General features: G+C 44.0%; 19 protein-coding genes and 1 tRNA gene. 6 read left to right on the forward strand and 14 right to left on the reverse strand.

The features are described from left to right. Positions 1 to 19: 19 nt before the first annotated feature. Positions 20 to 196, reverse strand: coding sequence for a hypothetical protein (locus C4S61_RS21825; RefSeq protein ID WP_160111231.1), 177 nt, complete (start codon positions 194 to 196; stop codon positions 20 to 22). A gap of 126 nt (positions 197 to 322) precedes the next feature. On the opposite strand from C4S61_RS21825, the gene C4S61_RS11140 reads away from it, so the two are divergent. Together C4S61_RS11140 and cobA are read left to right on the forward strand one after the other, a co-directional pair. Continuing rightward, on the forward strand, positions 323 to 898 hold the full coding sequence (locus C4S61_RS11140; RefSeq protein ID WP_103924882.1) for a molybdenum cofactor guanylyltransferase: 576 nt from the start codon (positions 323 to 325) through the stop codon (positions 896 to 898). A gap of 2 nt (positions 899 to 900) precedes the next feature. Further along, on the forward strand, positions 901 to 1,707 hold the full coding sequence (gene cobA / locus C4S61_RS11145) for a uroporphyrinogen-III C-methyltransferase (protein ID WP_103924883.1): 807 nt from the start codon (positions 901 to 903) through the stop codon (positions 1,705 to 1,707). 75 nt (positions 1,708 to 1,782) lie between these two features. Here the strand turns inward: cobA and C4S61_RS11150 are convergent, their stop codons facing one another. From C4S61_RS11150 to nirB, 9 genes are all read right to left on the reverse strand, one after another. Further along, positions 1,783 to 3,057, reverse strand: a complete 1,275-nt coding sequence (locus C4S61_RS11150; protein WP_103924884.1) for an alginate export family protein — start codon at positions 3,055 to 3,057, stop codon at positions 1,783 to 1,785. A 236-nt stretch (positions 3,058 to 3,293) separates the two neighbouring features. Next, positions 3,294 to 4,736: a rubredoxin gene (locus C4S61_RS11155; RefSeq protein ID WP_103924885.1), complete on the reverse strand. Its 1,443-nt coding sequence runs from the start codon at positions 4,734 to 4,736 to the stop codon at positions 3,294 to 3,296. Continuing rightward, entirely contained in the window at positions 4,733 to 8,257 is a 3,525-nt protein-coding gene (locus C4S61_RS11160; protein WP_235009934.1) for a nitrate reductase, read from the reverse strand. Before C4S61_RS11160 ends, C4S61_RS11155 begins: the two co-directional genes overlap by 4 nt. A 220-nt stretch (positions 8,258 to 8,477) precedes the next feature. Next, positions 8,478 to 9,902 carry an MFS transporter gene (locus C4S61_RS11165; protein ID WP_103924887.1) on the reverse strand — a complete coding sequence of 475 codons (1,425 nt, stop codon included), beginning with the start codon at positions 9,900 to 9,902 and terminating at the stop codon, positions 8,478 to 8,480. A gap of 282 nt (positions 9,903 to 10,184) precedes the next feature. Next, entirely contained in the window at positions 10,185 to 10,847 is a 663-nt protein-coding gene (locus C4S61_RS11170) for a response regulator (RefSeq protein ID WP_103924888.1), read from the reverse strand. A 59-nt stretch (positions 10,848 to 10,906) separates the two neighbouring features. Continuing rightward, on the reverse strand, positions 10,907 to 12,715 hold the full coding sequence (locus C4S61_RS11175; RefSeq protein WP_103924889.1) for an ATP-binding protein: 1,809 nt from the start codon (positions 12,713 to 12,715) through the stop codon (positions 10,907 to 10,909). After that, positions 12,708 to 13,298, reverse strand: coding sequence for a DUF4202 domain-containing protein (locus C4S61_RS11180; RefSeq protein ID WP_103924890.1), 591 nt, complete (start codon positions 13,296 to 13,298; stop codon positions 12,708 to 12,710). Before C4S61_RS11180 ends, C4S61_RS11175 begins: the two co-directional genes overlap by 8 nt. A gap of 10 nt (positions 13,299 to 13,308) precedes the next feature. Next, positions 13,309 to 13,686, reverse strand: a complete 378-nt coding sequence (gene nirD / locus C4S61_RS11185; RefSeq protein WP_103924891.1) for a nitrite reductase small subunit NirD — start codon at positions 13,684 to 13,686, stop codon at positions 13,309 to 13,311. Positions 13,687 to 13,703: 17 nt separating this feature from the next. Continuing rightward, positions 13,704 to 16,214, reverse strand: coding sequence for a nitrite reductase large subunit NirB (gene nirB / locus C4S61_RS11190; protein WP_103924892.1), 2,511 nt, complete (start codon positions 16,212 to 16,214; stop codon positions 13,704 to 13,706). A gap of 365 nt (positions 16,215 to 16,579) precedes the next feature. On the opposite strand from nirB, the gene C4S61_RS22655 reads away from it, so the two are divergent. Together C4S61_RS22655 and C4S61_RS11200 are read left to right on the forward strand one after the other, a co-directional pair. Next, positions 16,580 to 16,720, forward strand: a complete 141-nt coding sequence (locus tag C4S61_RS22655) for a transposase domain-containing protein (protein ID WP_160111232.1) — start codon at positions 16,580 to 16,582, stop codon at positions 16,718 to 16,720. A gap of 148 nt (positions 16,721 to 16,868) precedes the next feature. Then, entirely contained in the window at positions 16,869 to 17,333 is a 465-nt protein-coding gene (locus C4S61_RS11200) for a rhodanese-like domain-containing protein (RefSeq protein WP_200820568.1), read from the forward strand. 275 nt (positions 17,334 to 17,608) lie between these two features. Here the strand turns inward: C4S61_RS11200 and C4S61_RS11205 are convergent. Then, positions 17,609 to 17,697, reverse strand: a tRNA-Ser gene (locus tag C4S61_RS11205). Positions 17,698 to 17,913: 216 nt separating this feature from the next. Here C4S61_RS11205 and C4S61_RS11210 point away from each other — a divergent pair. Beyond that, on the forward strand, positions 17,914 to 18,162 hold the full coding sequence (locus tag C4S61_RS11210; protein ID WP_146064383.1) for a hypothetical protein: 249 nt from the start codon (positions 17,914 to 17,916) through the stop codon (positions 18,160 to 18,162). A 407-nt stretch (positions 18,163 to 18,569) separates the two neighbouring features. Continuing rightward, a complete protein-coding gene (locus tag C4S61_RS11215; protein ID WP_160111233.1) occupies positions 18,570 to 19,712 on the forward strand; it encodes a hypothetical protein in 1,143 nt (380 codons plus the stop codon). 13 nt (positions 19,713 to 19,725) lie between these two features. Here the strand turns inward: C4S61_RS11215 and C4S61_RS11220 are convergent, their stop codons facing one another. From C4S61_RS11220 to C4S61_RS11230, 3 genes are all read right to left on the reverse strand, one after another. Beyond that, positions 19,726 to 21,522, reverse strand: a complete 1,797-nt coding sequence (locus C4S61_RS11220) for a hypothetical protein (RefSeq protein ID WP_103924896.1) — start codon at positions 21,520 to 21,522, stop codon at positions 19,726 to 19,728. Between the two features lie 145 nt (positions 21,523 to 21,667). Beyond that, positions 21,668 to 24,001 carry a glycoside hydrolase family 95 protein gene (locus C4S61_RS11225; RefSeq protein ID WP_103924897.1) on the reverse strand — a complete coding sequence of 778 codons (2,334 nt, stop codon included), beginning with the start codon at positions 23,999 to 24,001 and terminating at the stop codon, positions 21,668 to 21,670. A 99-nt stretch (positions 24,002 to 24,100) separates the two neighbouring features. Beyond that, on the reverse strand, positions 24,101 to 24,667 hold the full coding sequence (locus C4S61_RS11230; protein WP_103924898.1) for a TlpA family protein disulfide reductase: 567 nt from the start codon (positions 24,665 to 24,667) through the stop codon (positions 24,101 to 24,103). Positions 24,668 to 24,849: the final 182 nt, after the last annotated feature.

Consider the following 24,849-nt stretch of genomic DNA (forward strand, 5'->3'; position numbering starts at 1 on the left):
ATGTAATTAATTGTGCTTATCACAAGTTGGCAGGTTTGGCATCTACGACCTTCCCGATCTGAATCGGGACGAGATACCGGGCTACGCTACACCCCAGTTTTCTTTTAGATTTCGCCTCCATGCCGTTTTTTCTAACGGCATGCAAACATACGTATTTTAATTTTTGGTCAAAGAGGCCTTTTGAAAATAAATCCATTTTTTTTCAAAGTCAAAAAATTAGAAGGGTGTGGCAGGAATCATCTTATAAATTCTAAAAAAATACGTAGAAAATAAGTAAAAATACGTACTTATTTTTACATTTATTTTTCAATTCAAGGATATCATGGATTCCAAACTATCGATATACATTCTTTGTGGAGGAAAAAGCACCAGAATGGGGGAGGAGAAGGGCTTGGTCCGGTTCCATGGAAAATCCTTTATGCATTGGATATTGGAATCGGTTTATCCCCTCAACTCCAATCCGGTTTTAGTGACTGGAAACCCAGCTTACCAGAAATTTGGTTTGGAGATGATCTCAGACTTGATTGAAGACAAAGGCCCATTAGGAGGGATTTATACTGCGTTGAATCATTCCACCTCAGGTTTGACACTGATCCTGAGCTGTGATATTCCAAAAATCACGATGGAAGTTCTTTCTTTTTTGGACAAAAAATCACAGGCGTCCCCGGATAAAATCACGTTCCTTTCCGACGGAAAAAACGATTATCCACTGATTGGAATTTATCCAAAACTGATTTTGAAACACGTTGAAACCTCCATTTTATGTGGGCAACTGAAGCTGAGACAAGTTGTCCAAAATCAGCCTCATCAAAGGATTATTCTGAATCCTAATCAGCGTGAATCTCTTGAAAACATCAATACCAAAGATCAACTTCATAGCCTATCTCAAACCTATTAACCATGAATACTTCCTTAAAAAACACACCCCACGTCACCCTCATCGGGGCCGGTCCGGGTGACCCGGATTTACTTACGATGAAAGCCGTAAAAGCACTTCAGAAAGCGGAAGTTGTACTTTATGATGCTTTGGTCAATGAGGATATTTTAGAATTGGCGGCCAATGCCGTAAAGCTCTGCGTTGGAAAACGTAAAGGTGCCCATTCTTTTACCCAGGATGAAATCAACCAAATGATTGTGACCTATGCGTTTGAGTTTGGTTCAGTGGTACGGCTCAAAGGCGGCGATCCCTTTGTCTTTGGGAGAGGAAAGGAGGAGGAAGAATTTGCTAACCTTCATGGGGTCAAGACCACTGTCATTCCGGGAATTTCTTCCTGCATCGCTGTACCGGCATCTGTTGGAATTCCGGTGACTTATAGAGGTGTTTCAGAGAGTTTTTGGGTGATTACGGGGACGACTAGTGCACATGAGCTGTCAGCCGACGTGGCCTTGGCAGCCCAATCTTCTGCAACAATCGTGATCTTGATGGGATTGTCTAAGCTGGTGGAGATCACCCGGATTTACAAGCGATTGGGTAAATGCAATCTTCCCATTGCCATCATTCAAAACGGCACGAGAACCAATCAACGTGAAGTAATCGGAACAATCCAATCTATAGTCGAGCTATCGCAAAAAGAGAAGATTGGCGGCCCGGCCGTTTTGGTGATCGGTGAAGTGGTTAATCTGGCCAAAGTCAAAGAATTCTCGGCCGAAAGCTATGTTTTCGAGGATGAATTTATTTTTCAAAACCTGGATAGCTTTCCTTTTTGACGAAGACGAAGTCAGAACTGGTGAAAAGGCCAAATTAACTACGCGATTGTTTATTTGGCCTTTTTGAAATTATTACTATTCCTTCCAGGTGTGCTTAAACAGATTTGGGTTGACAATCAATTGAATCCAGCCCCAGTTCTGAGTTTGAGCAGGTTCGACCCCACCTTTAATATCGGTCATACTTTCAGATTCGAAAAACTGAGAATAGCCCAGGTTCATTTTGACATTTTTTGCGATGGTCTTGGTGAACACCAGGTCCAATTCAGAACCCAAATACCCGCTTTGATTATCAATCAACTCAGCATTTGCCGAAAAAAAGTGGAGGTGAGCGGCAAGACTTGAGTTCTGTCCGGTTGGGATCAAGGTGTTTGCATACAGGTCATTTAAGCCTACCTGGTTTGCGTGATTTCCCACATAGAATAGATCCATGTAGCCATTGAATTTGTGGTTGGTTCCATACAGGGGGAAAAACGAATTAGACTTCGACTCCGCACTTTGATCCGAACCGCTCAAGACTTCATAACCTAGGACAAAAGCCACCTTTCTGGGCTGGTACTTGGCTTCCAGCATGTATTGGTAGGCACTTAAATCGGATGTAGGCGTTGATTTCCCCGTCTGGATGTATGCCGAACCGGTAAAAGTCAGGGCTGAGACAGGAAAGGTAAAGAAGGTACCGGTGGTCTGCCGATAGTAGACTCCATCTGGTCTGGGACTAGGTTCATCGGTAAACTTTTGAAAACCGTTGTTCAAAAAAAGCAAGCTGATAGCCCCTTTTTCCCAGGATTTTTTGGCATGAAGCATTTGCATTACTTTATAAGAATAAAGCCCATTGATCGTATAAGCAGATCCATCGGTTCGTTGATTTTCCTGGTTAAAGGCCAAGGCAAAATCTGTTTTAAAACCATTTTTGAAATAGGAAAACATAGCTGCATCATGAAACCGGCCCTGCATCGCCCAATCCACTTCACCCAGTATTCGTTGATCGTCGTAGGACAAAGTCTGTCGCCCCAGCTTCATGGACCAGTTTTCCGTGAAGGAATAACCCAACCAAGCCTGAAAAAGAGAAAAGGAGTTGTTTCCGTCACTGATCGCCAGCTGTTGGGTATCACCCCAAGTACTTACATCCTGGACACTGAAATAGACTTTTAATTTGGGGTCTTGATAGGCAAAATTTAATCTGGAACGCTGGGTGACAAAAGCAGCAGGTTTGGAGCCCGCTGGTAGGAGATTTCCAAAACCATGGCGGTATTCGAATCTGGGCCTGATGTCCGCATCCAAAGAAACGGTTTGGGCATGCGCATTGGAATACAAGGCAATCCCAAGAAAAAGAAAGGATAGAATTTTTTTCATAACAGGTGGAATAGGTTGCATTAAAAATACGTATTAATACTTATTAATTATAAATAATTACTTAAAAAAATACGTATTATTTTAATTCCCGGCATTCATTCTAAGCGGAGTCGAAGGGTTCTTTTCCTTCGCCTCGATTGTCCTTTTGAAAAAAATGTCCTTGAGAAGGAAGGTTGAAATGAAGTTTAAGAAATCAATTTCCTACACCAGAAAGGAATTTCTAAATCCTATCAATTTTACTCCGCCTGCCTGACGAATGTCTTTTTTAAAAAGCTGGATTTTGGCGCCTCGCAAAGCGGGCAATGATAGTCCTCCGGGAGATTCTCAAAGGGAGTTTCTGCAGGAATCCCCTGAGTCAAGTCGCCGAAGTTGGAGTCATAGACAGTAAGGCAATCTCTGCATTGGTAGGCATCTGTACTTATCAGTTCTTTGGTTTTGGTAGGTTTTTCGGGTAATGTTTTCTCTTTGCCCAACTGTTCAAAATAAATTTTGCTCAATTCAATAAGTAATACAGGCAAATTAGTTTTGTCGACCTCTTGTACATATACCAGGTATTCCTGCGTGTTGGGGTCAAAGTTTTTTGCATAAAGCAGATTGTAAGTACTCCTGATTTTCAAGCCGCTCAATTCTAGTGGAGGCTCGTTTTTTTCGATGATAATCGAGGTGAAATAATAGGCTTTTCGGGTATAGTCAGTAATTCCGAAGGTCAGTCCATAGGTGCTGATGTCGTGTTTGTCAAAGTAGGAAACGAGGTACTTTTTAAGCTTGATGGCGGATTTGTTATTCACCGGCAAGTGCCAGTTTAGCTCCAGCATGGAGTGGCGAACATTGATGCCATATTGCCCGAGGAGTTTTTCAAATTCAAGCTTGTAATCTTCTCCAATTCCCTTGATTATCAATGATTTCCAAGGGGTTATGGATATTTTTCCGATTCGGCAGTCAGAGCAGAGATCACAGAGGGCTTTTAGAAAATCAGTGTAATACTTGTTGTTTCGCCAGTAAAGTCCCATCCAATAGCTATCAGTACCGACACGATTGATGCCTTCATAATAAGGAAACGGATAAAAAGGTACCTCCAGAGGTTTGTCTACTGTTCGATTGTTTAGGTCTACTGCATCATTGACCAAGTCAAAAAGAAAATCGACGGTTTCGGGTTCCTCACGTAAACTTTCCTCAATTGCGGTTGCTACTTTTTCCAGATCCCAACTGTAAATCAAAGCCGGATACAGCCGATTGGATTCCCAATTGGGTAATCTGACAAACAAATACCAGTAATCTTCATGGTCTGAGGCGATGAAATTCAGATGCCCGGTAAACAGCGGAACAAGTCGCTGTCGGGGATCTGTAATGTTGATTTTCAGGGTAGGTTGGAGCCGAAATTGCTCTAAAATATAGAGATACCGATCACTGGTCAGCCAAGGAGTGTTGGAGAAAATATCGGCCGAAACGTAGGAGGAGACGATGTTTTCGGCGCCTTCCTCCCCGGGCGAAATGATCTGAAATTTGTCCTGAGGATCGATGGTGATAGGATCACCTTGATTGATAAACAGAATGTCCTGTCTGGATCCGAAAGAAATCGTATCCAGGCCCGAACGCTCGGCAATTTCAAGGATTTGCTTGAGTTCTGCGGGGGAAAGAACTCCGCCTTTGACGACTACTCTGGAGAAGGTCTGGTTCATACCTTTACTTTTGCTTGGTTTAGTATTTCCCTCACTTCAGTTTTGCAACTGCCACACCCCAATCCGGCCCCTGTTTGGGTACAAAGAGCCGAGAATTCGGTGCATCCTCCGGTGATCGCTTCGAGGAGGTTTCCTTCCCCAACCCGGCTGCAGCTGCAAACTAATTTCCCGATGACGGGACGACTTTCCGAGGAACCCATCAAGAGTGATTTTCGCTTCTCCGAAAGCTCGATTTTATTCTCAATCAGGCTTTTGAATTCCGCAAATTCACTTTTATCCCCCATCAACACAGCACCTATCAGCAGATCATCTTTGACGATGCATTTCTTGTAATATCTTCTGCTCAGATCGGTGAACACGATCTCCTCGTATCCTTCTTCATTTTCCGGAATAAGAATATTGCCAATGCTGCACAGCTCCAGATCTTTGAATTTCAGAATATTCATCAAAACTGATCCACTGTAAGTACTACTGATATCTCCCAAGATGAAATTGGCCAAAATCGATGCCTGTTCTTCGGCTGCTGAGGTGATCCCGAAGAGTTGATTTTCAAACTCTGCGATTTCACCGATTGCGAAGATGTCGGGAAAATTGGTCTGAAGGTGCTTGTTTACCTTAATTCCACGCCCACAAATGATTCCATTTTCTTTGGCAATTTTGATATTCGGCTGGGTTCCGATGGCATAAACAATGGCATTTGCCTGAATGATCTTCCCGGTTTTCAGCGTGATATTCAGGTTTTTGGATTTCTCATCGTCGAAAACGGTGCTTACCTCATTATCAAAATAAATATGGATACCCCGTTCCTGGACGTCCAAAGCCAACAGCCTGCTGGATATCAGATCTAATTGACGTTCCATCAAGCGGGATGCCCGCTGCACAATAGTGACTTTCACTTGGGTGTGTTGAAGTGCCGCGGCGAGTTCCAGCCCAAGTAAGCCACCTCCCACGATGACCACATGCTGATCTTCATTCGGTAATTGCGTGGCATTAAGGTATTTTTTGAACTGATCCGCGTCCTCTCGACTACGCATGGTGAAGCGGCCGGGCAGGTCAAGTTGGGCGTCTTTTGGGATAAAGGCTCGGCTTCCTGTCGCCAGAATTAATTTGTCATAGGTATGGGAATCTCCATTGGAGTCCCATACCGTCTGACTTTCAGGGTCTATTTTTTCTATCGAAAGGCTGGTATGCAGGTTGATTTTTAGCTTACCGAGACCGGCTTCTTTGATCTTTAAGAGTTGATCCCAGGTAAGTTCTTCAGTTACATATTCGGGCAATAATACCCGATTGTAAAATGGGTCGGGTTCCTTGGAAAACACGTGAATGGAATCGGATTCGTTGTGTTCCCGGTAGTTTTGGATAAAACGAAAAGCGGCAGCACCAGCCCCGATCACTACGATCTTTTCTTTAGGTTTTTGATATTTGGTGACAGAGACGGTAGTGTATTTGAAATCAGGCTCTTTGGATTGCGGATCCACGCGGGTGAAGGTGAGGTTGTTGGCCCGGTTGAGGTCATTTTCCAGCTGTTTTCCCCAATGCATGGGTAAAAAGACGACTCCGTTTCGAATGGATTTTGACAGTTTGGCCCGTACCCTTACTACCCCATTTTTGCTTTTTACTTCGACCACATCTCCGTCCTTGATTTTATAGATGTAGCCGTCCAGTTGATTTACCTCCAAGACAGGATGTGAATAGTGCTTACGAAGTCTGGCCACTTTCCCGGTTTTGGTCATGGTGTGCCATTGATCTCTGATTCGTCCGGTGGTCAGGATAAACGGGTATTGAGGACTGACTTTCTCTGAGGTGTTTTCAATCTGTGCAGGAATGTTGAAAACCGCCTTTTGGCTTGGAGTATAGAATTTTTTGTCAGTGAAAAGCCGAGGGGTACCAGGATGCCGATACTCCGAAACGGGCCATTGGATGCTTCCTTCGTTTTTTAACCGATCATAACTGAGGTAGGAAATGTCAATATTCGTACCCTTGGTCATGGCGCAGTATTCCTCGTAGATCTCTTCGGTATTGGTGTAATTAAACCCCCGGAAACCCATCCGCTTGGCAAAATCACAGAGAATTTCCACATCGGCGCGGGCTTCACCCGGAGGATTGATTCCTTTGGTCAAATAGGAAATCCGCCGCTCGGAGTTAGTCATCGTTCCTTCTTTTTCCAGCCATCCGGCTGCAGGCAAAACCAAATCCGCATAGGCCACTGTATCGGATCGGTGAGAGATATCCTGTACGACGACAAACTTGGCATTGGCAAATGCTTTTTCCACCTTCCCAAGATTGGGGAGACTGACCATCGGGTTGGTACAGATGATCCATACGGCCTTCATTTCCCCGCTGGCCAGGGCATCAAACATTTCCGTGGCAGTGTATCCCGGAGTAGGGGAGATCTGGTCCACTCCCCAGAAATCCGCCACATCCTGACGATCCTGCGGATTTTGGAGGTCTTTGTGGACGGCCAACAGATTGGCCATGCCTCCCACTTCCCGGCCCCCCATGGCATTGGGTTGACCGGTAAGGGAAAAGGGTCCGTTGCCGGGTTTACCGACTTTTCCGGTAACTAAAGACAGGTTTAGCAGGGAAAAATTCTTGTCTGTTCCGATGGAGCTTTGGTTGAGGCCCATGGCCCACATGGTGATAAACCCTTTGGATGTTCCAATCAGATCACTGACTTCCTTGATTTCTTCCACACTGATGCCGCAAAGTTTTGCGGCATCTTTCAGCGAAGTGTCCATCACCTGTTTCCGATAGTTTAGGAAGTTTTCGGTGTGGTTTTTTACAAAATCATCATCGATTTTGCCCGTTTCGATTAGCCTCCGACCGATGGCATTGTACAGAATGATATCTGTGCCCGGGATGATCGGAAGATGAATATCGGCAAAATTCGCGGAGGCTGTAGTCCGTGGATCGACCACGATGACTTTGACATTCGGATTTTTTTCTTTGTGTATTTCCAGCCTGCGAAAAAGAATGGGATGGTTCCAAGCTGGATTTGCTCCTGCAATCAGAAAAACATCCGCCAACTCGATGTCTTCATAGGAAATCGGGACTGAATCCTCCCCAAATGTCTTCTTGTAGGCGACGACCGCCGAACTCATACATAGACGGGAATTGGTGTCGATGTTATTCGTACCCAGAAATCCCTTGGTCAGCTTGTTAGCGATGTAATATTCCTCGGTCAGGCATTGTCCTGAAATATAAAATCCGACACTGTTGGGCCCGTATTTTCGAATCAGGGATTTGAAAACTGCCGCTGCTCGGTCCATTGCATCCTCCCAACTTACCCGTTCCCGAGGATGTGATCGGCTCCAGCGCATTTCGGGATAAAGAATCCTGTCAGATACGTCATTGACTACGTAGTGGAGGTTCATTCCCTTGGAGCAGAGCATTCCTGCGTTGACCGGATGTTCGGTGTCACCTTCTACACTTACTTTGGATTGGGGATTGATTCCTGCTACTATTCCGCAGCCCACCCCACAATAAGAGCAAGTCGTTTTTATTTTTTTCTGGGAATTCACTTCAATGAATTTGGCTTGACTTAGGGGATTTAGAAAACAGCATATTTTACCCGGATTTTGATCAGGATTCGTCATGAGAGCTCCAAATGCAAGAAAATCAAGTATTTAACGAATAAGGCATAGCCCCGCTACGGTGAATGAATTAACCGCAGCGAAGCGATTGATTTCAAAACATTTTGGGCTCGGAATAGGAATTCTAATGCATATTCCAAGTTTAAGTTTATTCTTCTATTCGGACCAGTTCAGGGGTCAGTTGTTCCATTTCCTGTTTGGCGATCTTTTCATCCTCCAAACTGAATCGAATGATTAAGGTAGCAATTCCGGAAATAACTATCATCAGCCCGATGATCAAGTATCCACTTGACACTGCCGCTCCTGCTGCTGCGGCTTGGGCAGCTCTGGCTGCCTCCTCACCTAACAGTTCATTTGCCTGAAAAGCGAGCTTTTCTGCCTCTGCGGACTTGTATTTTAAGAAAATAGCAGCTAGAAAGGCTCCGAAATTGCCTCCGGCTCCGACAATTCCCGAAATGGAACCGATCGCTTTTTTATTGATAAAAGGTACTACAGAAAAGGTAGCTCCTTCTGCCATTTGTACGGTGAGGCTAAAGAGAATCAATAAGAATATTCCTAAGACCAAGGTAGTGGCTATGGAAAAAAGACCTAACATCAGTCCTTCAGCTACGATGATGGCAGCCAAAAACCATACTCTGCCCTTCAGTCCGCTTGTTTTTCCAAATTTGTCACCAAAATACCCACCCAAAGTTCGGGCAAAAATATTCATCAGCGCAAAGGACAGGACCAAGTTACCCGCAGTGATTCTGTTTAATCCGAAGGTATTCTGGAGGTAATCATCCATGGTGCCATATACCGTGAGTTCGATGCCAAAACAGGCCGCATAAACCATAAACAAAACCCAAACCCGGTAGTCTTTTGCTGCTTTCAAAAAGCCAACACTGTCTTTTTTGCCTTTTGGGATTTTCTCTCCTCTGGCTACTAATTCAGCGTAATTTCCTGCAGGGGTATCTTTGGTGAAAAAGTAGTAAAGCAAGCCCGTCAGAAAACAAACAATTCCGATAATCCCCATGGAATACCTCCAAGCATCCGCTTCAGCAATGCCAAAGGCAATGACAAGCGCTGCCAATAAAGGCATTCCCAATCGGTTGGCCCCACCGCCTAAATTTCCCCAGCCGGCAGAGGTTGCATTGGCTGTTCCCACCACATTGGGTGCAAACATCAAGGAAGTGTGAACCTGAGTGATCACAAAGGATGCTCCGATAAATCCCGTAAGTAGTCGGCAGATGTAAAATTGCATGGGTGTAGTGACCAGTCCGCTCAGAACAACCGGTATGGAGCCTAAAATAAGTAACCAAGTGTAGCACAACCTGGGTCCATACTTATCGCATAATTTCCCAATCAAAAGCCGGGAAAAAACCGTCCCTGCAACCGCCAAAACGACTGAATTCCATTTTTGTTCTGGCGTGAGCGCAAGATCCCGAACCACATCCGGCATAAAGGGAATGATGCCAAACCAGGCAAAAAAACAAATGAAAAACGCAAAGGATGTGATCCAGAACGTTCGGATCGGCACACTGCTAAAATCTCCCAGATTTAAGCGTGTCGCTTTTAGAGTAGCTTGTTTTTGCATGATATACTTATTTTTATTTGAAATAAAAGTAAGTATAAATACTTATTAAAAACAAATAATACGTAAAAAATTTAGATAAATACTGAAAAGAGACTGTTTCAAAAGGTTTGCGGTGTCCGCCTGACACTTCGACTTCGCTCAGTGGGACAGAAATGTAAGGCTATTTCCTGTGAAGGAGGCTATATTTCGAACTTCCCAACTCGGATTGGTCAGGTTCTTAGTAGGACAAGCGGCATTTGTGAGATAGCCTCTTTTGGAACTCTTAAACTACTTAGACCGAGACTAAATCAAGTTCAATTCTTTTGCTTTTTGAGTCAGCTCAATCAGATTCTTGACGTTCAGTTTCTTCATCAGGTTAAATCGGTGGACTTCGGCAGTGCGTCTGCTGATTGTCAGGATTTCGGCGATTTCATGGTTTCCTTTTCCCTCCAGAATCAATCCCAAAATTTGCTTTTCCCGATTGGTGAGGATTGAGATTTCAGCCGGCGTGGTAAGTGGCTTTTTTTCAGCTTTGGATTTGCCATTGACGAAATTGTCAATGATAATTTCCGAGATGTCACCAGAAAAATACTTCCCGCCGCCTGCGATTGTGTGAAGTGCTTTGATAAATTCCGCCTTGCTGCTGCCCTTTAGGAGATATCCATCTGCACCGGATTCGATGGACTCCACCACGTATTCTTCCGAATCGTGCATGGACAAAACCAGTTTTTTTACCTTAGGAAAACTCTTCGTCAGGTTTTTGACTACTTCGATGCCGTTCATCTGCGGCATACGGATATCCACAATCAAGAGGTCGGGTTGATCCAGACCGATTAATTTTAAGGCCTCTTTTCCATCTGAAGCTTCGGCGACCACAGTGAATTCAGGTTCGTTTTCCAGCAGGGATTTGATTCCGTCGCGGACGAGCTCATGATCGTCGGCCAGTAAAATTCGGGTTGGGTTCATCGTATCTAAAGTTATTACGTAGTAAAGTAATGAAATTTTACGTAATCGGAGTCTAAAAATTAAACCAACGGAATATTCAGCGTGACTTTGGTTCCTTTTTGTGGGGAGGAATTAATAAAGAGTCTTCCCTTGATGTATTTGATCCGCTCCTGCATGAAGGTGAGGCCCATCCCTCCATCTTTGTCCGGTTTGGCTTTTAGTTCTTTTTTGTCAAAACCCTTTCCATTATCATCGATGATGATACTCAGTATTTTTTTACTGTGGGAGATCGTGACCAAAATCAGGGTGGATTCAGCGTATTTGATTGCATTGTTGATGGCTTCTTGAGTAATCCGGTACAGGTTGATTTCGACTAAGGAATCCAATCGCTGGTTGAAATCGGATTTATTCATCAAAATAATGTTTTTGCCGGTAAGCTTGCTGAGTTCCTGAGTGAGTTCTGTCAGGGCAGGTACTATGCCGTAATCCTTCAATTCGGGAGGGGTGAGGTTAAACGTGGCTGTCCGTACTCCTTTGATGATATTTGCCGTGAGTTCTTTCAGTTTTTCCAGTTTGACCTGAGTTTTTTCACCCTCAGTCAAATCCACACTTTCCAATAAATATTTCAATCCTGTGAGCATCTGACCAATCCCGTCATGAATGTCTTTGGCGATACGGTTTTGTTCGTTTTCCTGATTTTCGATGATTTGGCGACTGATGGCATTTTGCTGGAGAATCTTCTCCTCAAAGCTTTCTTTGGTGAGTTGCTCCACTTCCAGTTGAGCCTCTTTGCGCTTGGTAATATCCAGACAGATGATGATCAGTTCGGATTTTTCTCCTGTATGAAAGGGAATCATGGAGAAATCCAGCCAAAGATCCTGTCCGCTTGGTGTAGTGGCTTTCAATTCGCCCTGCCAACCTGATTTCTTGTTTTCCGAGATGATTCGGTCGATCGTCAAGCGCTCATTTTCCACAGTGGAAATGATTTCTGAAAGTTTGGCGTTTTGATTGAATTTCTGAAACCTCACCAGTTTGGCAAATCGGTCACCAATATGGGTAATGTGTCCGTCCGGTGTAATTCGTGCAAAGAGCAGAATCTGATCCATCGCCTGACTCAAGGCACGAAGTTCACGGACGGATTTTTCCTTGGCCTGACTGAGTAAATCGGCGTCTTTGGCCATTTTTATTGCTTTTTTTTCGGCATCCATTAAGACCTGGATGCTGGCGCGCATGGCTTTAGCCGAAGGCCAGAAGATGATCAGAAATTCAGCGAGGAGTATCAACAGGGTGAAAACTGTGATAATCAGTTCAAGCTGTTTCAGGCTTTCGACTTTTTGCTTTGCCTCGAAGTCATATTGGTTGACGATGCGCTCCATTCTGGCGAGGAACGCTTTGGAGCTTTCCAAAATGTGGTGAAGTGACCGCTGAAAAGCCGCAGAATCACGGATGCTTTGTCTGGAATGACGGATCAGCGAATCGGTATTTACTACCATGCTTTCAAAAAGCGGGTGAATTTCCTCAAACATCCTTGATATTTCAGGACTGCTCCCCTGATCCAGACCCAATTTTTCATCGCCGTTCAGGAGGGCATTGTGTGCAGCTTGCCAGTCGGATTTTGTAGCCAAAAGTGTGTCTTCCAGCGCTCTTCGCCCCATTTCCGGTTGATCAAGGGACAGAAGAAGAGCTTCCTTACTGAGCTTCTGACTGAGCATTCGCTGACGGCCGGCCACATTGATCAATCTGCTGTCATCCTCTTGGTCGGCGAGGTATTGTCGGATGAGTATTTGGCTGGTTACCAAAGAAATAGCTATCGCTCCAAGGGCAATGATGTAAAGCTTTCTGAGCCTGTTAAAGGTAACCTTATCAAGCGTATTGGGATTATTAGTCATTGTTTTGCAATAGGGCTTCCTGAATGATGCGTAGGCATTCCGGTGAAAAATTGAGTTGAAGAGCGGCTTTATGGCCTTTTTCGGACATTTTACCCCAGGTTTTTTTCAGAATGTCCCTGACCTTTTCCTCATCATGTTTGGCTGTGAATTCCTCCAGGTAATTTTCCAAGAAAACCAGACAAACTACGTCTTCCAAAGTCTGGGTTTCAAGGTCGGTTTTGAGCTGTTTTTTACGGATCAAGAACTTGACTTTGGCGATAAATTCAGCTTCATACCCTGCTTCAAAAAGTAGATTTCCGGCTGTCTCCGCATGCATTTTTTTGAGTTCCTCCCGCCAGGTAAGGTAGCCCGTTCGGTCCATAGGATAGGCTGATCTTTGAATCCGCCATCGTCCGATATGCTGGGCTCGGGCTGCAATTTTCAGGTGTTCAGAGGCTTCAGGGGCAAAATCTTCCAGTTTTTTGGTCATTCGCAGGGAGTAAAGCAGTTCTTTGGGAAAAGATTTTCCATTCCCTATTTCTTTAACTGGGTCTTCGGCGTTGATTTGGTCAATCAACTCCATTGCTTTTTCGAATCGGGTCATTGAACAGGGGTTATTCGGCAAATCCAATATAGACAATTCCGTCTTCAATCTTGACCGGATAGGTGGCGATGCTGTAATCTTCGCCATTCAGATTAGACCCGTCTTCCAGTGAAAAGGTCTTTTTGTGCATGGGGCAGGCGAGCTTAGGCACTCCGCTCATATCGCCGATCAGTCCTCTGGAGAGTACCATCTCCATTTTGTGGGGACAAAGGTTTTGGCAGGCGTACCATTTTTGTGTTCGGGTGAAATGATAGACTGCAATCTGCCTGGAGTTGTGCTTAATACAAGCTCCGGCATTTTCCGGAAAATCTGTTACGGTTCCAACTTTGATCCAGGAAATTACCTCGGAGAATTGGACGGTTTGATAAAGACTTACGATTTCTTCCATGGGTGCTAAGTTGGGGGTTACCAAGGTCTGGGCATTTTTTGTTCGCGAAGGGGTACAAACACCAGTTGATCATCGGACTCTTCAGAATTGACAAAAGGCTTGAATCTTTTGAGCGTTTCCGGGTTTTCGATTGCCTCTTTCCATTCGCAGGTGTATTTCTCGACCAGTCCATCCATATCATTCTCAAATTCCTCCGCCATACCCAGGCAATCCTCAACCACGACTTTTCTGAGGTATTCTATTCCTCCTTCCAGCTTTTCCAACCAAGTGGAAGTTCGGATCAGTGGCCCGGCAGTCCGGATGTAATAGATCAGAAAACGGTCTAGGTATTTGATGCAAGTGTCATCGTCCAATTGGGAGGCGAGCAGGATGGCATGTTTGGGATTGGCGCCACCATTTCCACAGACATAGAGGTTCCAGCCGCCCTCGACCGCGATCACTCCAAAGTCTTTGCTACGGGCCTCGGCGCACTCCCTGATACATCCGGAGACTCCGCCTTTCAACTTATGCGGGGAGCGAAGGCCTTTGTAGCGCTCCTCGATCCGGATCGCAAAACTCACGCTGTCATGCATGCCGAAACGGCACCAGGTAGAACCCACGCAGCTTTTAACAGTTCTCAAAGACTTGCCATAGGCATGTCCACTTTCGAATCCTGCATCGATCAGTTCCTTCCAGATCAGTGGCAATTCATTCAGTTTCGCCCCAAAAAGGTCGATTCGCTGTCCTCCGGTGATCTTGGTGTAGAGGTCATATTTTCGTGCGACTTGGCCCAGGACAACAAGCTTTTCGGGGGTGATTTCCCCACCTGGAACTCTCGGGACAACAGAATAGGTGCCGTTTCTTTGAATGTTGGCAAGAAACCGGTCATTGGAATCTTGGATTGCGATCTGCTTATTGGCAGTTTCCATGAAAATGCTGGCGAAAATCGAGGCCATGACAGGCTTGCAAATTTCGCAACCGTGACCTTTTCCAAATTGATCCAAAGCTTCGTTATATCCTGAAGTATTGTTCAATTTGACCAGATCAAAAAGCTCCTGACGGCTGTATTCGAAATGCTCGCAAATGGTTTCTTTGACTTCTTTGCCCAAAGATTTCATCGTTTCTTTGACCAAGTCTACCACCATCGGCTTGCAACCTCCGCAGCAGGTAGAAGCTTTCGTCTGCTGGATGACGCCTTTCAGATCTGTGCATGCACCGCTTTTCAAGGCTTCGCAAATGGAACCTTTGTTCACGGATTCGCAAGAGCAGATTTGGGCAGAATCAGGAAGGTCGAGCACAGATCCGAGAAGGCTTTTTGAACCTGAGCCCCGCTGTCCTAAAATGAGATCCTCAGCATTTTCTGGCAATTTCATTTCATTGATGTAAAGCTGAAACAGGGCATTGTAATCAGCCGAGTCACCAACCAGAATTCCGCCCAAAAGCTTACTTCCATCCTTGCTGATATTGATCCTCTTGTAGATTCCACGCTGCTTGTTTTCATAGCGGATAGGTATTGCGCTTTCACCCTCAATAAACGGGTCCCCAAATGATGCAACTTCTGTCCCAACCAGTTTGAGTTGGGTGGACATGTCGATCGAGGGGCTCATGAGTTTGGTGCCACCTAGGATTTGATCGAGAGCTACTCCGGCCATTTCGTAGCCCGGAGCCACCAATCCGTAAATGTTTTGATTGTAAAGAGCGACTTCTCCGATAGCATAGATGCCCGGAATGGAAGTTTCCATTTTGTTATTGACGAGGACTCCGCCGCGTTCTCCGACAGCAATTCCGGAGTTTTTGGCAACTTCATCCCGTGGTCGGATGCCTGCGGAGATGATGATCATATCCACGGGGAGGGAGGTTCCGTCTGTGAAATCTATCCGTTCTACTTTTCCTTCACCCACGATTTCTTTGGAATTTTTTCCCAAATGGATTTTTATTCCCATATTTTCAATCTTGGATTGCAAAAGGTCACTGCCGTTTTGATCTAATTGCCTAGGCATCAATCGGGGAGCAAATTCAATCACGTGCGTCGTCATTCCCAGTTCCTTACTGGCATTGGCAGCTTCAAGACCCAAAAGCCCTCCTCCCAAAACTGCTGCCTGAAATCGTCCTTTCGCTTTAAGCTTATCCGCATAATTCTGAATGGATTCCAAGTCTTCAATGGTACGGTAAATGAAAATCCCCGCTTTTTCGACTCCTTTGATGGGAGGAATAAATGGGGAAGATCCGGTCGCCAAAACCAGGTAATCATAGTCAAATGATTCTCCTTTATGTGTGAGAACCTTTTTGTTTTCAAAATCAATCCAAGAAATCAACTCAGAGGTTCTGAGCGTGATCCCATTTTCCTGATACCAGTTTCTCGATGCCAAAAGTAGCTCATCGGGTGATTGAAGACTGAAGTATTCGCTCAGGTGAACCCGGTCATAGGCTGGTCTGATTTCTTCTCCAAAGACCAGGAGATCATACTGGTTTCTTTTGGGATGAGCGATGAGTTTTTCGCAAAATTTGTAACCCACCATTCCATTTCCGATTAAGATTATCCGGTTCATGACTACGTATTTTGAATTAATAATACGTAAATATACTTATTTATTATTCATTTTCACAAGTGGTATTTTGATTTTTATAAGTAAATATTCTTAATTATCACAAGAAAGTTTTGAGTATTAGTAAGTAGTTAAAATGGCAAATAGATTTTCGGATAAAAAAATCTTTAAAAAGAAGAGGTGATTTCTTGGAGATTTTGCAGAGATGTATTGGGAAATGAAAGAGGTAGTTTTTTAAAAGTAATAAGGGAAAGTAGCAGAGTAGGGATTGGGGATGACTTCAAAAAAAAAGTCCATCACCGTTTCCGATAATGAGCTTTGAAAAGGATTGTATCCCCCGGGCAGCAATGACCTACTCTTTTTTTGCCATGTGTAAAACCGAAGAAGTCAACCTACAGCAGTGGCTCAAGTACGTCTTCGACAATATCATGGACACCAACATCCAGAAAATATACGACCTCCTGCCTAAAAATTATAAACTGTCCTTAGCAAAAAATAGGAAAGACTAAAGAAGCGGTTGCTCGGGGGGATACACCACGGGCAAGGCTTTTTATTGTACGCAGATGCACCGCCATGGATATTATCAGATCCTTAAAAAAAAATATTGATAAATCAAAATAATATTCTTAGTATAGTTGTAATCAAATCCCACCACTTATGAAAAGATCAAATTTTAACATCAGTCTCCTTGTAATGGTATTTATGTTTGCTACACCTTTGCTCATGGCACAGGTTAGCCCAACGCCTAAATCAGCTAAGGAACTTGTAGTCGAAGCAAAAAATCAAATCGAAAATCTCACACCACAACAGGTGCAGGATGAATTGGCCAAAGGGGACGTAATTTTAATTGACTTACGTGAAAGTGAAGAGTTAAAGCAAAGTGGCCGAATTGAAGTAGCGATTCATGCACCTCGTGGCATGCTTGAATTTTATGCTGACCCTGCAATGCCTTACTTTAAACCAGAATTTGAAAAAACCAGGAGAATTATTTTGTATTGTGCATCTGGAGGCCGTTCGGCTCTAGCGGTAACCACATTAAAGGAAATGGGCTTTACCAACGTGGCTCACCTAGATGGCGGATTAAAAGCGTGGAAGGATTCAGGTAAACCTATTGTTGAATAGCCAGGGGACTTCTTACGGTGTTGTCGCGTTTGTCATTCCTTCGGTCATTTAACAAATGCCCTAGCCCTAGGTCGCCTGGGTATTTTCACTAACGCGGGATATTTTTAGCCCACAGACAACAACGTTTGGTTGTTTGGTGGATCGTTCCGTCTGACCTAATATTCTATTTTTAGAAATTTAAATAAATCCGAAAGGTTTTCGCAAGTGAATCGCTAGCATGAAAAAAAAAAATGCCTGATATCTAGTTGATTATCAGGCATTTATAAATAAAATAGCAGAGGGTGGGGGATTCGAACCCCCGGTACAGTTTAACCCGTACGACAGTTTAGCAAACTGTTGGTTTCAGCCACTCACCCAACCCTCTAATCCTGGTTAGCGCATTGGCTAAAGTGCTGCAAATATAATTCAATTGGAAAGATTTTAGCAAGACCTGGTGACTAATCAGACGCACTTTCGAAAAAATGTATTTAATACCCTGGAAATCAAGTCTAATTTTTCTTGGGTTTAATTGAAAAATACCCAGTACTGGGTATTTTTTTGATTGATCCGAAGCTTACCTTTAGGTAAACTTATTTCTGATATGATTATTCAAACATCCAATTGTGAATTTTTGATTGAAAACAGTGATCGGATAGACGGTTGTGTTTTCATTTACTCGGACTCCTTAGAAGAAATTCAGAGATTTTTTGGATCCTCAGAGGTGGAGTATTCTTCTAAGGATGACTGGAAATATGTGGTCTGTACGTGTAAGCAGAACTTCGCAAATGCCTTGATACTTATGGTCAAGGAGATTAATTATACCGAGTTTTCGGTGTTGAAGTACGACTAGATTTGGGTGTTGCTCATTTACTATTTCAGGGCTTTGATTTTTTTTTTAAAAAAATGCTTTCTTTTTTATTTCCACAGATTTTGGGACGAAAAGCATTTTTTAATTCAGCAGCTTCTTTTTTATATCTTGATTAGAATAATATACTGAATTATTACAAAATGAGATATTTAATTCTTCTTACGCCTACTTTTTTTTAATAAAATTTTTTACGCAACTTTCGAAATATCACTCGTTTACCATCCGAAATTTTGATAAGTACAGCTTGCATCGAAAGTCTGATTCCCGGTTTCCTAATGGATTCAAGACACTTCTTTCTGCTTGTAGCAGATGTTGAAGGGAAGGTTTTGAAGTTCAATAAGGGTTTTGAAAGACTAAATCCGAATCCTTCAAATCTTCAGTTTTCCGAAATGCTTTCTCCCAACTCCGTGGAAGAGTTTAATTATTCGCTGGAGTTGATGCTCGGTTCCCCAAAAATCAGGAGACATTTGATGCTCGATCATCCTGCCTTGCGAGCTGAGGGTTTCTCCCAGGTTTGGTGGGAGTTTTCAGTAGTCACCACCCCTGAGATGGACATTTCAGGTATCATTGGGATAGGAGTAGGAATGCAGTTTTTGGAGCAAGACATGCCATGGAATAATCTGGTGGATGTTCTTGGTTTTGGTGAGATTGTACTGGACAGCGATTTTAAGTTCTTGTCTTGGGATGAAAAAATCAAAAGCTGGTTTGATCCGGAAAAAGAAAATTGGTCAGAACGGAATTTATCGGATGTTTTTTCCTTTCAAGACTTTAAAAATATTGAGGAATTGAGCCCTCAACTCCTTCCGGGGGATAAACCGAGATGCTTTATAATGAATTCAAGCTACGACGAATGGCCCACTTTGGCAGCTATTTTGACAGTTTCCAAAAAAGGATATCACCTGTTTTTGATGCCTAAGTCAGTTCCTTATAATACAATTCCTGCAAAACCGCTGATTTCACCTCAAACACTTTCTTTGTTTTCAGGGGTTGTTTTTGTTTTAAATAAGCTAGGGAAGCTGGTTCAACAAAATGAACAGGCAAAAAATCTGGGTAAAATTTGGAAGGGCAAAGCATATTCTGAAGGATTCCTGTTCAATTTTCCCGATCAGCCTAGGCGATTTTCAAAACTTTTAGCCGCTATTGACGATGCTCAAAAAGGTCAAAGCACAGACCTTGAGTTGAAGATGTTAATGCCCAATCAGGAGTTTGCATTTTGGAATGCTGCCATAAAGCCAATAGCGGATACTCATAATCAATTGGAAGGAGTTTTGATCCAAATCATGGATTCCACTTCTGAAAGGAACAAGCTGATGCAGATTCAGCGTGAAAATGACCGGTTAAGAGAATTGGCTTTGAGCCCCTCCCATATTCTGAGAGGCCCATTATCTTCCATGATGGGAATCTTGGAATTGATGGATGGCAGTGAAATGGGTAAAGAAAATCTGAAATTATTCCGCTATTTGAAACCTTTGGCAAAAGAGCTGGACTCCGCCATCCGTCAGCATTCAAAAAAAATAAGCACCTTCATTTGAGGTGCATATCTTATTAGGCCGAAATCATTGGCTGAAGGGACTCAACTTCAGCTTGAAGTTCTTTCAATTGTGACTTCATTTTTTCCAGTATTTCCTCCGAATCCAACTTAATGGTATTGACCAAATCATGATAATAACTAAGGCCAAGACTTAAGTTGGTTCTGAATTTCAACAAATAGGCTTCCTGTTTTGCAGCAGTCTCCGGGATTATCTTCTGAAATTCCTTTTTGAGATAGTCGACGTAGAGTTGTGCTTCCTTTACGAAAACATGCGGACGGTCAGTTTCCAGTTTCAAAGAGATCCGGCCGTAGATGTGATTGACCATTTCCTTGAGGCTGAATACACTTTTGAAATAAGCCAAGTTTGGACCGGGACAAATTGTTACTGCATTGAGATTCCGCCTCGGAGCCGAACCGTTTGCCAGGATAGCAGGAGCGCTCAATCCTTCACAGAGGCAGTCTTTTTCCAGAATTTCAGTTATTTCCTGTTGACTGACTTTACCTTCCCCGAAGGCTTTTAATTTCAGATTCTGGTATTGTCTGGAGGCGGTGCAGATGGGCTTTTCGGTGAACTCAGTGCTGAAAGTTAGAAATTTTTTAAAACACGGACTTCCGGGGCGACCTTTGTTGATTCGTTGCTTTCGCTGAATTTCTCCACTGCTCGTTCGTAGATTATTGAAAGGAACACCGAGTGGTGAAGCATGGCTTAGAAAATAGTCTGATCTTTTGGCTTCTATTATTTTTTTGATGGTCCCTTCATCCACTGAGGTGGCTTCGGGTACAAGCAAAAACGGACTTCCCCAGCCTGTCCCATCCAGTTGATAGTAATTTCTCAGGAAACTATCCTCAGCCCCGGTTCCGATTCCGCCTTGGTAAGTGATCTTGATGGTTTCGGTTTCGGGTAAAATCGCTTGACCTTTTGCTGCCAAACCTTGATTACAAGTTTGGCGGATGGTTTCAATCAGCTCTTTTCGGTTGGTTTTGAAGTCTTCGAGTATCGGACCAGCCAGAAAACCGTCAGTGGCAAACGCATGTCCACCACAATTCAGGCCGGATTCGACCCGGAATTCGGAAACCCATAAGCCTTTTTTGGCCAAGAACTTTCCCTGAATCAAGGCTGATCTGTAATCACTCACCTTGAGAATGATCCGCTTTTTAATTTCCCCCTTTTCGTTGGGAAAAAAGTCCGGAAACTGCTCTGCGTAGCTGTAGAGTGCGGGATTCATTCCTGCGGAAAAAACCACAGCTGCCTCCAAATCACTTTTGGCGAAGCCTCTCAACGCAGACAATGCGTCTGAAAATTCCCTGGAAAGCGCATTGCCTTCTTTATCATAATTTAGCTTATCGACCTTGGTCATGATATTGACATCGATGGATCCGGGGGTCAGAAGTCCAATGATTTTGGACTTTAGCCCCGATTTTTCTGAAGGGTCAGCAGTTCTGAATTGTTCAAATAATCGTGAAACTTCACTTTCTTCGGGAAGTAAGGCAACCAAGTAATCCATTGTGCCCTCATTTTCCCAATTTTCAGTTTTGAGATCCTCCATCTGCTTTTGGATTCCCATGTTGAGAAGGTTGAGGTAGGCCTGAACCCGCTTTGCACGAGCATCTTCTTCGGTTTCGGCAATTGGGGAAAAGGGTAACCCCAGCTTTTTGGAATGAATTCTCCGCATATCTTCCAGCAGGAAATCATCCATGATGGAGACTACGCTGGAGATACCAAATCTGGCAACTTTAAGTGGGGTGTCAACGGTATAACCCAATCCCATTACCGGGATGTGGAAGGTGTGAAGTCCTGATGTTTGAGGCATAAGCGTAATGCAGGTTTGCAAGTCAATGAAGATTCAAAATTACCCCTTCAGAGGCTCCAAAGCCATGATATTTAGCTGTTATAAACTTTGTTTCCAGCTGATTTTTATCAGTAAAAAACAGGATTCGTTGCACTTTCTTTTTTACTCAAAACTCCATTTCAATACTTTCTCCTGCTCTTAATTCCAGATCGATTTCCGAACCGTCAGCGAATAAAATCACTTTTTTGCCTTGGGCGGAGTGCAATCGTACGGTTTTGACTTCTCCTCTTTCCCAGGTGAAATCAAGGGTAAATCCACCCCGAGCTTTGATGCCTTTCACAGCACCGCTTTGCCATGCTTTTGGCAAAGCCGGCAAAACGCTGATCACTCCATCTTCGTGAGATTGCAGCAGCATCTCAGCTACTCCAGCGGTGTAGCCGAAATTTCCATCGATCTGGAAGGGAGGATGTGCATCAAACAGATTGTTGTAAAGACCAGTACTCAGGAGTTTTTGGATGTGCTCGTAGGCCATTTCTCCGTCCAATAGCCTGGCGGAAAAGTTGATCAGCCAAGCCCGTGACCAACCGGTACCTGCACCGCCGTTGGCCAATCGGAAATCCAAAGTCTTTTTGACCGCCTCAAAATATTCGGGGTTTTCCCGATTGTTAATGGATGCGCCGGGATGAAATGCATAGAGATGGGACATGTGTCGGTGTCCCTTTTCAGGTTCTTCAAATTCCCGATCCCATTCAAGGATCCTTCCGTCCAAACCCAATCGGATTCCAGGGCGTAGCTGCCCGAGTTGACTTTGGATTTTGTCTGTGAGTTCTGAGCGTTTACTCAGGATTTCATTTGATTTCAGGTAGATTTCAAAAATGTCCGCTATCATTTGCTGATCTCCGGCAGCGCCCAAGGTGGAGGCGGCTTTTTGCCCTTTTTCATTGATAAACTGATTCTCAGGAGAAGTGGAAGGTGCAGAGATCAACTTACCATCCCTAGGGTCGATGATCAACCAGTCTGAATAGAAAAGTACAACCTGCTCAATGGCAGGAACCGCTCTCTTTTCCAAAAAATCCAGGTCTTGGGTGAATAGAAAATGCTCCCAATAATGCCTGCCCAGCCAAGCACCTGCACCTACCCAACTTCCCCAATAGGCTGTCGCAGCCTGGAGAAAAGGAATCTTCCAAAGGTCAGTAGTGTGGGGAAGTATGGCACCCTGCATGTCAAAATTGGTGGAAGCTGGCTTTTTCCCGTTTTCGATTAACCCATCCGTAAAGTCAAACAAAGGCATGTGCAACTCACTGAGATTGGTGACCTCAGCCGGCCAGTAGTTCATCTGAAGGTTGATGTTCAAATGATAGTCTGCGTTCCAGGGAGCGGAAATATGCCGATTCCAAATGCCTTGAAGATTGGCAGGATTGGTACCGGGTCTTGAAGAAGAGATTAAGAGGTATCGGCCAAAGTCAAAGAGTATTTTCTCCAGATGAAGGTCGGTTTGACCCGCTTTTACATTTTGAATACGCAGGTCAGTGGGGATTTCCTCTGTTTTTTCTTGACCCAAAGTCAGGCTCATTCGGTCATACCACGATTTGTATTCCCGTACATGGGATTGCTGTAGCTGCCCCCAGCTCCTGAATGCGATGTGATCTAGTCTTAGGTTCGCTTTTTCTTCAAAATCTGAATGATAATAACTTGTCTCAGCGACCAATTTGAGGTGAATTTCTTTGGCTCCATTTACTTGAAGTCCGGCATCGCTTGCTTTGATCTCACCATCCTGATTTTGGGCGAGGAGCAGCACTTTAAACTTTACGCCGCTCAAAATCGGGAATGGTTTGGAGTCGATCTGACCTCCCCGCTGGGTAACCATCCCTTTCATTTCAAGTAGATTGTCGTTTACGGCTTTGGTTTCCGCTGTAGGAAAGCCTTCATCCATTGGGCGGTCCATGCGGATCAAACCTCTGAATCCCTCGGGATGCGAAGTTTGAAGTTTGATCAAAATAGCCTGGTCGGGAGCCGAAGCGAAGATTTCTTGAGTGACTTCATGCCCCTCACTTTTAAATTTTGTAAGCGTGATCGCTTCATCCAAGTCCAGACTGCGCTTATATTCAGTGACCTCGTCCCAATGGAAATCCAACCATAAATCTCCCATGGTTTGGTGGGAACGGATCACTCCCTTTCTGGAAAATTTCAGTACCAAGAGTGAATCTGCTTTGGCGTGGTCTCCGGCGATTAAATATTCGCGGATCCGGTCCAAATCAGCCCTCGTTCCTTCGGCAAGTCCCCAATCTCTCGGTCCTCCCGGCCAAAGCGAGTCCTCATTGAGTTGGATTCGTTCATTGCCGGGGATTCCAAACACCATGGCACCAAGTCTGCCATTCCCAATTGGAAGTGCATCTTCCCAGATTTCCGCTGGTTTTTCATACCAAAGCACAGATTTCTGCGCAAAGGATTGGAGCCCTGCAAAAATTAAACAAAGGATTAGTACTAATGGCTTTTTCATCGGTTATTCGGGTTGGGCATTAAGATTACGACAAATCATTAATCTGGCCAACCTGTACGATAAGAAAAAGCGCATTTGAAGCTTAAAATGACTGTTTTTCTATTGCGAAAGAAGGAATTCCCGAAATTCGGGTGTATTGAAATTGCTCATTCCCTGTTGGTAAAAGACGATTTTTCCTTCCTTATTCACGACCAAGGTGGTAGGAATGGATTCACTTTGAAGACTTTGGTTGATACCGAAACTTGCGTGGACACTTGGGAATTCCCAGGATTTTCCTTCGATAAATCCTCTGCTTTTCTCAATATCATTATCCAGTCCAATCATCAGGAACTCAAGATCAGGGGTGTCTTTTACGGATTTGTAAAGCTCGGCGATATGTGGCATTTCAGCCCGGCAAGGCCCGCACCAGGAAGCCCAAAGATTGATGAAGACCGTTTTTCCACGATAGTCCTGCAAGTCAATAATGTTCCCTTCAAAGTCCTTGAACTGACCTCGATAGTCAAACTTTTGATTAGTCAGGTCTGGGACTTCGATTTTTGGTTTCATCAGACCTGTACCGAGCAGTACCGACTGAAGTCCACCCTGAATCACCGGAAGTAATCCTGTGAAGTAGAGAAAAGCGAAAAAGGCCAAAATCAGACCCCAAGACTTAATTTCTTTTTTCATTTTAAATGTATGAAATACAATGTACCAAGTACAAAGTATCGTGTGAATAACACTTGTGGTCTTGTTTGATAACGAGATATGCTAAGCGAAATATTCCGCTTCGCGGAGAAATATAGCTGCTACCGTAGCTGAGATAAATCAAATAACAGTTGAGGTTTTAAGGAATCTCGAAGGTTTGACTG

Source organism: Algoriphagus boritolerans DSM 17298 = JCM 18970, from assembly GCF_900108085.1.
In the GTDB taxonomy this organism is placed as follows: domain Bacteria; phylum Bacteroidota; class Bacteroidia; order Cytophagales; family Cyclobacteriaceae; genus Algoriphagus; species Algoriphagus boritolerans.

What these genes read in the sequence shown, in the direction of transcription:
- C4S61_RS11165 (WP_103924887.1), bottom strand. Translation starts at nt 9,902, where the DNA reads ATGCAAAAACAAGCTACTCTAAAAGCGACACGCTTAAATCTGGGAGAT.
- C4S61_RS21825 (WP_160111231.1), bottom strand. Translation starts at nt 196, where the DNA reads ATGGATTTATTTTCAAAAGGCCTCTTTGACCAAAAATTAAAATACGTA.
- C4S61_RS11155 (WP_103924885.1), bottom strand. Translation starts at nt 4,736, where the DNA reads ATGAACCAGACCTTCTCCAGAGTAGTCGTCAAAGGCGGAGTTCTTTCC.
- C4S61_RS11200 (WP_200820568.1), top strand. Translation starts at nt 16,869, where the DNA reads ATGAAAAGATCAAATTTTAACATCAGTCTCCTTGTAATGGTATTTATG.
- cobA (WP_103924883.1), top strand. Translation starts at nt 901, where the DNA reads ATGAATACTTCCTTAAAAAACACACCCCACGTCACCCTCATCGGGGCC.
- C4S61_RS11220 (WP_103924896.1), bottom strand. Translation starts at nt 21,522, where the DNA reads ATGCCTCAAACATCAGGACTTCACACCTTCCACATCCCGGTAATGGGA.
- C4S61_RS11230 (WP_103924898.1), bottom strand. Translation starts at nt 24,667, where the DNA reads ATGAAAAAAGAAATTAAGTCTTGGGGTCTGATTTTGGCCTTTTTCGCT.
- nirB (WP_103924892.1), bottom strand. Translation starts at nt 16,214, where the DNA reads ATGAACCGGATAATCTTAATCGGAAATGGAATGGTGGGTTACAAATTT.
- C4S61_RS11170 (WP_103924888.1), bottom strand. Translation starts at nt 10,847, where the DNA reads ATGAACCCAACCCGAATTTTACTGGCCGACGATCATGAGCTCGTCCGC.
- C4S61_RS22655 (WP_160111232.1), top strand. Translation starts at nt 16,580, where the DNA reads ATGTGTAAAACCGAAGAAGTCAACCTACAGCAGTGGCTCAAGTACGTC.
- C4S61_RS11150 (WP_103924884.1), bottom strand. Translation starts at nt 3,057, where the DNA reads ATGAAAAAAATTCTATCCTTTCTTTTTCTTGGGATTGCCTTGTATTCC.
- nirD (WP_103924891.1), bottom strand. Translation starts at nt 13,686, where the DNA reads ATGGAAGAAATCGTAAGTCTTTATCAAACCGTCCAATTCTCCGAGGTA.
- C4S61_RS11180 (WP_103924890.1), bottom strand. Translation starts at nt 13,298, where the DNA reads ATGACCCGATTCGAAAAAGCAATGGAGTTGATTGACCAAATCAACGCC.
- C4S61_RS11140 (WP_103924882.1), top strand. Translation starts at nt 323, where the DNA reads ATGGATTCCAAACTATCGATATACATTCTTTGTGGAGGAAAAAGCACC.
- C4S61_RS11210 (WP_146064383.1), top strand. Translation starts at nt 17,914, where the DNA reads ATGATTATTCAAACATCCAATTGTGAATTTTTGATTGAAAACAGTGAT.
- C4S61_RS11175 (WP_103924889.1), bottom strand. Translation starts at nt 12,715, where the DNA reads ATGACTAATAATCCCAATACGCTTGATAAGGTTACCTTTAACAGGCTC.
- C4S61_RS11215 (WP_160111233.1), top strand. Translation starts at nt 18,570, where the DNA reads ATGCTTTCTCCCAACTCCGTGGAAGAGTTTAATTATTCGCTGGAGTTG.
- C4S61_RS11225 (WP_103924897.1), bottom strand. Translation starts at nt 24,001, where the DNA reads ATGAAAAAGCCATTAGTACTAATCCTTTGTTTAATTTTTGCAGGGCTC.